Here is a 12156-nt window from a genome sequence, read left to right on the forward strand (position 1 = left end):
GTCAACCTGCCAGATCGCGGTTGGAGATCATGGCGCCGGGCTGGGCGCTGGTCAGCGTGGGGATCGCCGCGCCGCTGCTGAGGTCGTAGCCCGCGATCCCGACCTGCGCGTAGGTGTACACCGGATTGTTGATGACGGTGCTGAAAGTGCCGGTGTAGAGCTGGCCGTTCCAGGTCAGGTTGTTCTTGGAGACCAGCGCGCAAGGCGTGTAGAGCATGGCCTGCACCGCGTTGGTGGTGGAGATGACGTCCGAGGCCGACAGATTGTTCTTCGCCACGAAGTCGTCCTGATGCGCCGGGTCGGTGGCCGGCGGCGCGTTGTTGCACGTGGGCTGGTGATCCGCGGTGTTGTCCGGCGTGATGAACCAGAGCCGATGGATCGCCGAGCTGGACGAGGTGAACGAGAGCCCGTTCGTGCCGCTGAAGTTGAACTGGTTGGCGAAGATCACGACGTCGCTCGTGAGCGACACGGTGGTGTTGTTGCTCGCCGCCGGTCCTCCGACGCAACCGAGCATGTTGATGATGACCGGCTTGCCCGTCGGGCCGCCGAGGTTGCCGTTGACGAACGAGCACGGAGTGTCCGTCGGAGCCGTCAGCACCTGGAACGGGTTGCCCGATGAGTCCACCCAGTCGCTCGGCTTGTAGGTCACGTCCACCCACGGGGCGACGGAAGGCGCGACGCCGGTCTGGGTGTAGGTGCCGGACACGGCGGATCCCGGTGGGTTCGGAGACACGGCGGCGGCGGTCAGGTTGCCGACGATCTTGCCGCTGCCCAACGTGGCCGTGTTCTGGACCACGACGTTGCCGTTGACGGTGCAGGACCCGCCGAAGGTCAGGTTGCCGTTCGGAGAAGCCCCACCGACGGTGAGGTTGCCGTTGAAGACGGAGTTGTTCTTGTTGCAGACCAGGTTGCCGTTCTGAACGACCAGGCCGGCGCTCTCGGAGAGGTCGAAACCGGAGTTCGCCTCGACCTGGCCGCCACTGTAGAGGTCGATGGATGTGCCTGATGGCTTGATCCCGGGGACCAGCCAGTTGTAGATCGCCTCGACCTGACGGGAGTTGCCCGAGGTATTGCCGGAGTTGCCCTGAGCCTGCGGGTTGCCCGTCGACACGATCCGGACCCGGCTCGCGCTCGTGGTCGGGCAGCCCGCCTGCCAGCCCGAACCTGCGTCGAACTGGACCGTGGCCGAGTACTTCAGGGTCCCGGTGGAGGTATAGACGCCGGGCGTCGGCTGGGCGGCGCAGTTGCCGCTGACATAGAGGCCCGCGCGTGCTGCGGCGATCCCGGCGTCGGCGGCCGCGTGGGACTGAACGCCGGCCCGCGTCGAGGAGCTGAACCCGTAGGCGGACACCACCGAAGTCGCGATGAGCGTGGTGATGATGATGCCGAGGATCATCACGCCGAGCACCGCGATGAGCGCAGATCCGCGGTCGGAGGCGAGGCGTGCGCGCAGGAGTCTCGAGATCAGTAGCATGCTGGCGTTCCTGACGATCCTGCACGGCTGACGACCGTGCTGCTGATGGTGACGTTGCCGGCGCCGGTGGACTGGCCGTTGAAGCCGATGGTGAGCTGCGGACTGGAGCCGCTGAAGATGCCCGTACCGCTGGAAGGCGCGACTCCGGTTGCGAGCAGGGTCCATTGGGAGAGAGTGGCCGCAGTCGGCGTCGCGATCGCACTCGGGGACATGGTGTACCGGATGCTGCCCCCGTTGGCGGACGAGTAGTACCAGGCCACGCAGGTCCAGGTGAGGGTGGTGTTCCCCTGTGCTGTCCGGGCGACGAGCATCTGGTCCGTTCCTGTGGGGTTCGTGAGCAGGAAGTCGGACGAGTTGCGGATCCCGCGCTCGATGGACTCCGCTGCGAGTTGAGCCGATGTCGACGTCGAAGTCATGGAGTTGACCGTCTTGGACGTCTGACTGAGGCTGCTCATGATTGCGCCGACGACGGAGAGGACGAGCACCAGGAGCATCGCGGCGATGACGAGCTCGACAAGGGTGAAGCCGTCGTCGCGCCGCGGATCGGTGGGCTGCGTCATGTCAGGGCCCCGTTACGAAGACCAGAGTGTTCGCGGTGGCTAGGACCGCGTTGGTGTCGGTGCGGGTGACGCTCACCGAGACTTTGACGGTGATCGGGTAGCCGGATGCCGGGCAGGTCGTGCCGACGGTGCGCACGGCCTTCAGCGGCACATTCTGCGATGTCGTGGTGATCGTGCCGGCCACGACGGAAGCACAGGAGGTGACGCCCCTGACCTGCTCGACCTGCTGGTTCGCGAGCTGGGTCGCAGTGGCGACGGTCGCATTCTGGACCGAGAGCCGGAGGCCCTGCACGAGGATCGGGATGATGGCGACCGCGATGAGCCCGAGGAGGAACATGGCCACGAGAACCTCGGCGACACCGAAGCCGCTGTCGTCGACGGAGCGCGTGCGGCGTACCGCGAGTAGGAGCCGTGTGGTGTTCATATTCCACCTCCCTTCGGGTCGGCTGGTGGGGAGAACGAGAGAATGGGTGGGTCGGCAGATATTGCCGACCCACCCGGGAGCGCTGCTTACGGGCAGCCGGCGCTCTGTGCGGTGGCCGAGGTGGAGTCGGTGATCACGAAGACCTGGCCCGAGCCGCTCGTCCCCTGGATGCAGAAGGTGGTGGGCGACGCGCCCGCGCCAGGCTTGTAGATGACGTTCGTGGTACCACCCACGGTGGTCGCGATGTTAGCCGCCGCCTGCGTGGCCGGCAGCGTGCCGTTGTTCGTCGTCTGGGTGGCGACCACGCCGGTCTTGAGGTTGGTCAGGTCGGACTTGGTCGCGCTGTCCTTGGCGTTGTTCTGGATGCCCAGGTACACCGGGATCGCGATCGCGGCGAGGATGCCGATGATGATCACGACCACGAGCAGCTCGATGAGCGTGAAGCCCTTCTCGTTCTCCTCGAGGAGACCCTGGCGGCGGCGGTTCAGTTTGCCCATGATTCGGAAGTACATTGCAGTGTCCATTCGGTCGGGAATGATGCGGGGTGGGCGGAGGAGGTGCCCCGCTCGCTGATGATGTTATGGGGCCGCAAAGTGCCCCCAGAATCCCTTGTGTGGGGGGTTTAACGCCTGATCATGTCCCCAAACCGAGGGGGCATTCTTGAATATTGATGGCGCGCCGGTAGCGCACGTGACCCGTGTGAGGTACGCCGTGCGCCGAGCTACTTGATGAGGCTGGAGATCTGGAAGATCGGCATGTACAGGGCGATCACCATGCCGCCGATCACGACGCCGAGGAAGGCGATCATGAGCGGCTCGATCATGGCGGTGAGCTGCTCCGTCGCCGCCTGGACCTCCTGGTCGTAGAACTCGGCGATCTTCTCCAGCATGGTCTCCAGCGAGCCGGAGTCCTCGCCCACGGCGATCATCTGGGTGACCATCGAGGGGAACACCGGATGGTCGAGCAGCGGACGCGAAATCGACTCGCCCTGGCGGACGGAGTCCGCCACGGCCAGCAATGCGCGTTCTATGACCCAGTTGCCGCTGGTCTCCCCCACGATCCGGATGGCCTGCAGGATGGGTACGCCGGCGCCGATCATGTTCGCGAAGTTCCGGCTGAAGCGCGCGATGGCGATCTTGGTGAGGAGCTTTCCGAAGACCGGCGTCTTGAGCTTGATCGGGTCGACGACGCGCCTGACCCGCTCCTCGTTCTTGTTCTTCGACCACCACCAGGCAGCGGCGATCCCGAGCACGAGCAGCAGCGGGCCGAGCCAGACCATCGCGTGCGAGAGCACCACGAGGATCTCGGTGGGCAGTGGGAGCTGGCCGCCGAGGGTCTTGAACATGTTGTCGAAGACCGGGACGATGAACAGCAGCATCCCGACGACGGCGAGCACCGACATGATCAGCACGATCACGGGGTAGGTCAGCGCCGACTTGATCGTTCCGCGGAGCGCGACCTCCTTCTCGAAGTTGGTAGCGACCGAGTCGAGCGCCCCGTCCAGGAAGCCGCCGGTCTCGCCCGCGCGGACCATGTTGACCATGAGCGGCGGGAAGACGTCGTGATACTTCCGGAAGGACTCGGACAGGGCGGTGCCTGCCTCGACCTGTTCCGTGACGTCGACCAGGATCTTCGCCAGCTTCTTGTTGTCGGTCTGCTCGGACAAGACATTGAGCGTCTTGAGCAGCGACAGGCCGGCGCCGATCATCGTGCTCATCTGGCGGCTCATGATGGCCAGGTCCTTGAGCTTGACGCCGGAACCGAAGCTGAGGTTGATCTCCCGGTTCAGACCGGTCGCGTCGGCCTCCGCGATGCTGACGGGCGAGAGGCCCATCGTTCGCAGCCGTGACGCGACGGCGGACTCGCTCGAGGCGTCGACCCGGCCCTTGACGATCTTGCCGGTGGCGTCCCGGCCGCGGTACGCGTACGCCGTCACGTTGGCCATCAGCGCACCACCCGGGAGTAGGAGTCGCCGTAGTCGGGTCCGCTCGCGGCGAAGGCGCGGGCTGCATGGTCGGTGGGGGACTCGACACGCTGGATGAGCCTCTTGAGACCCTCGGCGTCGTGCGCCTTCTCGTTCGCCGCCGCGTGCGTGATCGTGCCGCTGTTGACCAGGTCGGCCAGGTGCTGGTCCATCGTATGCATGCCCGAGCCGCGGCCCGCCTGCATCATCGAGCCGATCTGGTACGTCTTGCCCTCGCGGATCAGGTTCGCGATGGCCGGGGTCATGATGAGCACCTCGGTGGCGACCGCGCGGCCCCGTCCGGAGGCCTTCTTGACCAGCGTCTGGCAGATCACGCCCTGGAGCGTCGCGGCGAGCTGGGCGCGCACCTGCTGCTGCTGGTGCGGCGGGAACACGTCGATGACGCGGTCGATGGTCTGCGGCGCGTCTTGGGTGTGCAGGGTCGCGAACACCAGGTGGCCGGTCTCGGCGGCGGTCAGCGCGACGGAGATGGTCTCCAGGTCGCGGAGCTCGCCGATCAGGATGACGTCGGGGTCCTGGCGCAGCACGTGCTTGAGGGCGTTGCCGAAGGAGTGCGTGTCGTGGCCGACCTCGCGCTGGTTCACGATCGACTTCTTGTGGACGTGCATGAACTCGATCGGGTCCTCGACCGTCACGATGTGGTCGGCCCGCGTGGAGTTGACCAGGTCGATGAGGGCGGCGAGGGTGGTCGACTTGCCCGAACCGGTCGGTCCGGTGACCAGGACGAGGCCACGCGGGAGCTGCGCGAGGTGCGACACGCTCTCCGGGACGCCGAGCTCGGCGAGGCCCTTGATCTCGGTCGGGATGAGACGGAACGCCGCGCCCACCGCGCCGCGCTGCTGGTACAGGTTCACACGGAAGCGGGAGTTGGCCGAGATGGTGAACGCGAAGTCCAGCTCCAGCTCGCGCTCGAAGGTGGCCTCCTGCCGCTCGTCGAGGAGACTGAACAGCGCCTCCCTGGTGCGCTCGTGGCCCCACGGCGCACTGGCTCCGGCGGGGGTCAGAGACCCGTCCACACGGATCATCGGCGGAGAGCCCACCGTGACGTGGAGGTCGGAGGCCCGGGCCGCGACGACGGCGCGCAGAGCGGCGACGAGCTCCTGGTCGGCGGCTCCCAGGGCCTCGCGCTCGGCCGGGGTAAGGGTATGCAGGTCGTCCTCGTCCTCCTCGATGGAGGGAGCTGCGACTGGCGACGGAACCGTGTGCACCGGTGGGGTCGTCGGAGGCGCGTAGGACGCGGCCGGCGCGGTCGTCGGAGGCGCGTAGGTCGCGGCCGGGGCGGGCGATGCGGGAGGTTCGTACGCCGGCGGTTCGTGCGCCGCCGCGGGAGGCTGGTAGGTCGGCACCGGCGGCTCATACGCCGGCGGCTCGTAGCCGCTGACCGGCGCGACGTACGCCGGCTGCTCCGGCACGGCCGGCGCGAACTCGTACGCCGTGGTCCGCGTGTACTCGTACGTCGGCGCAGGCTGCTCGTACACGGGCTCCGGGGCCGGCTGCGCAGGCTCGGACGGCAGGAACGAGCTCGGGAGCGGCTCCGCGAACGCGTCGAACGCGCCGGACACCGGGCGTGCCCAGCCGGGCGCCTCGGGCGGTGTCACGGGGATCTCGTAGATCGGGCGGCCCTCTGCCGCCTTGTCCACGCTCCAGCCGTCGTTCGTCGGATCCGTTGCCATGTGCGCCTCCTAGGCCACCACTCGAATGATCTCGTCGACGGAGGTCAGGCCGAGCTTGACCTTCTCCCACCCGTCCTCGCGAAGTGTGAGCATCCCCTGCTCCCGTGCCGCCCGCCCGATCTCGGCGCTCGACGCGCGCTCGACGGTGAGGCGTTCGATCTCCTCGGTCACCGCCATCACCTCGTGCACCGCGAGCCGGCCCCGGTAGCCCGTGTTCGAGCACGCCGTGCAGCCGACAGGGCCGAACATCGTCGGCGCCTCGGCGTCGGGGCTCACAGGGAATCGCAGCCGGCGGAGATCGTCGGGGTCGTAGGCGATCGGCTGCTTGCAGCGCTCGCAGAGCCGTCGGGCGAGGCGCTGGGCGACCACGCAGTCGAGCGCCGAGCCGACGAGGAACGGCTCGATGTCCATCTCGGTCAGGCGCGTGACGGCGCTGGGCGCGTCGTTGGTGTGCAGCGTCGAAAGCACCAGGTGGCCGGTCAGCGACGCCTCGATGGCGATCTGGGCGGTCTCGTGGTCGCGGATCTCGCCGAGGAGCACGACGTCCGGGTCGCTGCGGAGGATGCTGCGCAGCGCGCTGGCGAACGTGAGGCCCGCCTTCGGGTTCACCTGAACCTGGTTGATCCCCGCCATCCGGTACTCGACCGGGTCCTCGACCGTGATCACGTTGATCTCGGGCTTCGACACGGCGTTCAGCGTCGTGTAGAGCGTGGTCGACTTCCCCGAACCGGTCGGGCCGGTGACCAGGATCATGCCATACGGCTTGGTGTAGGCGTTCCGGAAGGTCTCGAGGTTGCGGTCGAGCAGGCTGAGGTCCCGGAGCGTGAGCGACGTGTTGGTGTTGTCCAGGATTCGCATGACGACCTTCTCGCCCCACACGGTGGGGAGGGTCGCGACGCGCAAGTCGATCTGGCGCCCGCCGTGGACCACCGACATGCGGCCGTCCTGCGGCTTCCTGCGCTCGGCGATGTTGATGTCGCTCATGATCTTCAGGCGGGAGATGACGCCGTTCTGCACGGACTTCGGCGCGCTCTGCATCTCGTGCAGCACTCCGTCGATCCGGTACCGCACGCGCAGGTTGTCCTCGCCCGGCTCGATGTGGATGTCGGAGGCGCGGTCCTGGATGGCCTGGCTGACGATGAGGTTCACGAACCGGACGATCGGCGCCTCGTCCTCGGGCGAGTCCTCCACCGACGGCGACAGGTCCTGGTCGGACCCGGTCTCCTCCTCGAAGGTGGTCGAGAGGTCGTTGAGCTCGTCGTCCGCCCGGATGTGGCGCTCGATGGCGGCCAGAAGGTCCAGCGGCTCGGCGACGACGACCTCGATCGGCATCCGCGCGGCGGTCCGCACGTCGTCGATGGCGAAGACGTCGCCCGGCTCGGCCATCGCGAGGAGAAGCGCTCCGTCGGCGAAACCGACCGGCAGAACATTGTGCCGCTTGCAGATCGCCCCGTTCACCAGCGCGACGGCGGCACGGTCGACGGGGTAGTCCACGAGCTCGACGAAGGGCGCGCCGGCCTGGGCCGCGCGGGCGCGCGCGAGCTGCAGCGGTGTGATGGCACCGCGCTCGACCAGTTCGCGCACGACGGACTCCTCCGACGCGGGCTCGCTCACCGAGTCCAAGTACTCGATGGGCAGGTGGCCGTGAAGGATGAGGATCTCTGTCATGGACGCCACGGGGACCTCCTCGGATAGCAGGCCTGCCGGCGTCGGGTCACCGGCAGAGCGTCGCCGTCCCCCGGGCGAGACTCCGGGCGGGGCGAAGCCTTGTCACCCTAACTTCCGCTGAGGCTCGCTCAACAGTCCCGCTTGCGGGTGCCCCATCAACGGGGGACAGCGCTTCTCAGCGGCGCCGGAGGTCGCCTCGGCGGCTCGCGAGGTAGACGAGGACGCCGGCCAGCACGGCGCAGCCCATCGTCGTCATCCAGAACGGGAGGGTGCCGGCGGCGTGCCCGGAGACGGCCTGCACGATGCCGACCGTGAAGCTCACCAGGGCGACGACGAGCGCCACCGCGGCGAAGCCGACCATCGAACGGCCGACCGTGTCGGTGTACTGCAGCAGCTGTCTCCACACGGGTTCTATTGTCCCGTACCCGGGAGGCCACCAACGACGAAGGCCCCCGGCAAGCGCCGGGGGCCTTCGTGGTACGGACTACCTACACGCTCAGTTGTAGGTGCCCGGGGTGTAGTCGTCCGAGCTGAAGCTGTCGAAGTCGACGAAGCTCAGGTCGTTCTCGCTGAACGCGGAGTCGTCGGCGAAGATGCGGTTGGGGTACCGCTCCGCCTTGGCCTCCTCCGTCGCCTCCACCGAGACGTTCCGGTAGCGGGACAGGCCCGTGCCGGCCGGGATGAGCTTACCGATGATGACGTTCTCCTTGAGACCGATCAGCGGGTCGGACTTGCCCTCCATGGCCGCCTGCGTCAGGACGCGGGTGGTCTCCTGGAAGGACGCGGCCGACAGCCACGACTCGGTCGCCAGCGAGGCCTTGGTGATACCCATGACCTCCTGACGGGCGGACGCCGTCTTCTTGCCCTCGGTCAGCGCAGCGCGGTTGATCTCGTTGTACTTCGACCGGTCGACGAGCTCGCCCGGGAGCAGGTCGGTGTCGCCGTGGTCGACGACGGTGACCTTGCGGAGCATCTGACGGACGATGACCTCGATGTGCTTGTCGTGGATCGGCACGCCCTGCGAGCGGTAGACGCCCTGGACGCCGCCCACCAGGTGCTTCTGCACCTCGCGGACGCCCTTGACCCGGAGGACCTCCTTCGGGTCGACCGTTCCCACGATCAGCTGCTGGCCGAGCTCGACGCGCTGGCCGTCCTCCACCAGGAGGGTCGAGCGCTTCAGCACCGGGTAGACGTGCGGCTCGTCGCCGTTGTCCGGGGTCAGGATGACCTTGCGGGACTTGTCCGTCTCCTCGATGACGATGCGGCCGGCGGCCTCGGCGATCGGGGACGCGCCCTTGGGGGTACGCGCCTCGAACAGCTCCTGCACGCGCGGCAGACCCTGGGTGATGTCGTCCGCGGAGGCCGAACCACCGGTGTGGAAGGTACGCATCGTCAGCTGCGTTCCGGGCTCACCGATCGACTGGGCGGCGATGATGCCGACCGCCTCGCCGATGTCCACGAGCTTGCCGGTCGCGAGCGAGCGGCCGTAGCAGGCGGCGCAGACGCCGACCGCCGACTCGCAGGTGAGCACCGAGCGGACCTTGATGTCGGTCACGCCGGCGGCCACCAGCTTGTCGATGAGCACGTCGCCCACGTCCTCGCCGGCCTTCGCCACGACGTCGCCGTTCGAGCCCACGGCGTCGGCCGCGAGCGTGCGGGCGAACACCGAGTTCTCGACGTTCGGGTCGCGCGTGAGCACGCCCTCGGCGTCGGCGGTGGCGATCGGGAGGTCGAGGCCCTTGGTCGTGCCGCAGTCGTCCTCGCGGATGATGACATCCTGCGAGACGTCCACCAGACGACGGGTCAGGTAGCCCGAGTCCGCCGTACGGAGGGCCGTGTCGGCCAGACCCTTACGGGCACCGTGCGTCGCGATGAAGTACTCCGCCACCGACAGACCCTCGCGGTACGAGGAGATGATCGGACGGGGGATGATCTCACCCTTCGGGTTGTTCACCAGACCACGCATACCGGCGATGTTGCGCACCTGCAGCCAGTTACCACGGGCGCCCGAGGTGACCATGCGGTTGATGGTGTTGTCGACCGGGAAGTTGGCGCGCATGGCCTCGGCCACCTCGTTGGTCGCCTCGGTCCAGATCTTCACCAGCTCCTGGCGACGCTCGAGGTCGGTCGTGAGACCCTTCTCGAACTCCGCTGTGATCTTCGCGGCCTTCTTCTCGTAGCCGGCCACGATCTGCGCCTTGTTTGGCGGGGTCAGGATGTCGCTCAGCGACACCGTGACGCCCGAGCGGGTGCCCCAGTAGAAGCCGGCGTCCTTGATCCGGTCGAGCGCCGCGGCGACCTCCACCTTGGGGTAGCGCTCGGCCAGGGCGTTGACGATCGACGAGATCTGGCCCTTGTCGGCGACCTCCTCCACGTACGGGTAGTCCGCCGGCAGCGCCTCGTTGAAGAGGGCGCGGCCGAGGGTGGTCTCCACGATCGCGGTGATCGGCTCGGCACCCGTGTCGGCGGCGTCCGACGGCACGTAGTTGTCGAGGCGGATCTTCACCTTGGCGTTGAGGTGCAGCGAGCCCTGGTCCTTCGCGAGGATCGCCTCGGAGACCGAGGAGAACGCGCGACCCTCGCCCACGGCGCCCTCACGGACGGTGGTGAGGTGGTGCAGACCGATGATCATGTCCTGCGAGGGCAGGGTGACCGGGCGGCCGTCGGACGGCTTCAGGATGTTGTTCGAGGCGAGCATCAGGATGCGGGCCTCGGCCTGGGCCTCCACCGACAGGGGCAGGTGCACGGCCATCTGGTCGCCGTCGAAGTCCGCGTTGAAGGCGGCGCACACCAGCGGGTGGAGCTGGATGGCCTTGCCCTCGACGAGCTGCGGCTCGAAGGCCTGGATGCCGAGACGGTGCAGGGTGGGAGCGCGGTTCAGGAGGACCGGGCGCTCGCGGATGATCTCCTCGAGGACGTCCCAGACCTGCGGGCGCGAACGCTCCACCATGCGCTTGGCGGCCTTGATGTTCTGAGCGTGGCTCAGGTCGATCAGGCGCTTGATCACGAACGGCTTGAACAGCTCCAGCGCCATCTGCTTGGGCAGACCGCACTGGTGCAGCTTGAGCTGCGGACCCACGATGATGACCGAACGGCCCGAGTAGTCCACGCGCTTGCCGAGCAGGTTCTGGCGGAACCGGCCCTGCTTGCCCTTCAGCATGTCGCTGAGGGACTTGAGCGCGCGGTTGCCGGTGCCCGTGACCGGGCGGCCGCGGCGGCCGTTGTCGAACAGCGCGTCGACGGCCTCCTGGAGCATGCGCTTCTCGTTGTTCACGATGATCTCGGGGGCGCCGAGGTCGAGCAGGCGGCGGAGACGGTTGTTGCGGTTGATCACGCGACGGTACAGGTCGTTCAGGTCGGAGGTCGCGAAGCGGCCACCGTCGAGCTGGACCATCGGGCGCAGCTCCGGCGGGATGACCGGGACGACGTCCAGGACCATCGCGGCCGGCGAGTTGCCGGTCGCCAGGAACGACGACACCACGCGCAGGCGCTTGATGGCGCGGATCTTCTTCTGGCCCTTGCCGTTGGCGATCTGCTCGCGGAGCAGCTCGGCCTCGGCGGTCAGGTCGAACGCCTGCAGGCGGCGCTTGATCGCCTCGGCGCCCATGAACGCCTCGAAGTACAGGCCGTAGCGGTCGACGAGCTCGTTGAAGTCCGCGTCCTCCGGCTTGAGGTCGCCGACCTTGAGGGTGCGGAACGACTCCCACACGCGCTCCAGGCGGGCGATGTCCTCGTCGTAGGACTTGCGGATCTGGCCCATCTCCTTCTCGGAGGTGTCCTTGACGCGACGCTTCTGGTCGGCCTTGGCACCTTCCTCCTCGAGGGCGGCGAGATCGGTCTCCAGGCGCTGCAGACGGTCGGCGACGCGGGCGTCGCGCTGGTCGGCCAGCGTCTTGATCTCCAGGCGCAGCTCGTTCTCGAGGCCCGGGAGGTCGGCGTGACGGCCGTCCTCGTCGACCTCGATCACCATGTAGGCGGCGAAGTAGATGACCTTCTCGAGGTCCTTCGGCGCCATGTCGAGCAGGTAGCCGAGGCGGCTGGGCACACCCTTGAAGTACCAGATGTGCGTGACCGGCGCGGCGAGCTCGATGTGGCCCATGCGCTCACGGCGGACGGAGGACTTGGTGACCTCCACGCCGCAGCGCTCGCACACGATGCCCTTGAACCGGACGCGCTTGTACTTGCCGCACGAGCACTCCCAGTCGCGGGACGGGCCGAAGATCTGCTCTCCGAACAGGCCGTCCTTCTCGGGCTTCAGCGTGCGGTAGTTGATCGTCTCGGGCTTCTTGACCTCGCCGTAGCTCCAGCGACGGATGTCGTCAGCGGTGGCCAGGCCGATACGCAGCTCATCGAAAGTTGTTGCGTCGAGCAAT

Annotated in this window: 9 protein-coding genes; all 9 read right to left on the reverse strand. The window is 67.7% G+C overall.

What is annotated here, in order from left to right; translation table 11 throughout:
* Window position 1: 1 nt before the first annotated feature.
* Entirely contained in the window at window positions 2-1474 is a 1473-nt protein-coding gene (locus ACQ86L_RS08020; protein ID WP_434318396.1) for a hypothetical protein, read from the reverse strand.
* Window positions 1465-2034, reverse strand: coding sequence for a prepilin-type N-terminal cleavage/methylation domain-containing protein (locus ACQ86L_RS08025; protein ID WP_434318397.1), 570 nt, complete (start codon window positions 2032-2034; stop codon window positions 1465-1467). Before ACQ86L_RS08025 ends, ACQ86L_RS08020 begins: the two co-directional genes overlap by 10 nt.
* Before the next feature lies 1 nt (window position 2035).
* Window positions 2036-2458, reverse strand: a complete 423-nt coding sequence (locus tag ACQ86L_RS08030) for a type IV pilus modification PilV family protein (RefSeq protein ID WP_434318398.1) — start codon at window positions 2456-2458, stop codon at window positions 2036-2038.
* An 86-nt stretch (window positions 2459-2544) separates the two neighbouring features.
* The gene (locus ACQ86L_RS08035) at window positions 2545-2955 is read right to left on the reverse strand and encodes a type IV pilin protein (protein ID WP_434318399.1); all 411 of its coding nucleotides are present in this window, start codon (window positions 2953-2955) and stop codon (window positions 2545-2547) included.
* A 224-nt stretch (window positions 2956-3179) separates the two neighbouring features.
* Window positions 3180-4403 (reverse strand): type II secretion system F family protein, encoded by a 1224-nt coding sequence (locus ACQ86L_RS08040; protein ID WP_434318400.1) that lies wholly within the window; start codon window positions 4401-4403, stop codon window positions 3180-3182.
* A complete protein-coding gene (locus ACQ86L_RS08045; protein ID WP_434318401.1) occupies window positions 4403-6115 on the reverse strand; it encodes a PilT/PilU family type 4a pilus ATPase in 1713 nt (570 codons plus the stop codon). Before ACQ86L_RS08045 ends, ACQ86L_RS08040 begins: the two co-directional genes overlap by 1 nt.
* 9 nt (window positions 6116-6124) lie before the next feature.
* Window positions 6125-7792 carry a GspE/PulE family protein gene (locus ACQ86L_RS08050; protein WP_434318402.1) on the reverse strand — a complete coding sequence of 556 codons (1668 nt, stop codon included), beginning with the start codon at window positions 7790-7792 and terminating at the stop codon, window positions 6125-6127.
* A 166-nt stretch (window positions 7793-7958) separates the two neighbouring features.
* The gene (locus ACQ86L_RS08055; RefSeq protein WP_434318403.1) at window positions 7959-8189 is read right to left on the reverse strand and encodes a hypothetical protein; all 231 of its coding nucleotides are present in this window, start codon (window positions 8187-8189) and stop codon (window positions 7959-7961) included.
* A 90-nt stretch (window positions 8190-8279) separates the two neighbouring features.
* A complete protein-coding gene (rpoC, locus tag ACQ86L_RS08060) occupies window positions 8280-12155 on the reverse strand; it encodes a DNA-directed RNA polymerase subunit beta' (RefSeq protein WP_434318404.1) in 3876 nt (1291 codons plus the stop codon).
* Between the last annotated feature and the right edge of the window lies 1 nt (window position 12156).

Source organism: Leifsonia sp. P73, assembly GCF_051059105.1.
GTDB lineage: Bacteria > Actinomycetota > Actinomycetes > Actinomycetales > Microbacteriaceae > Leifsonia.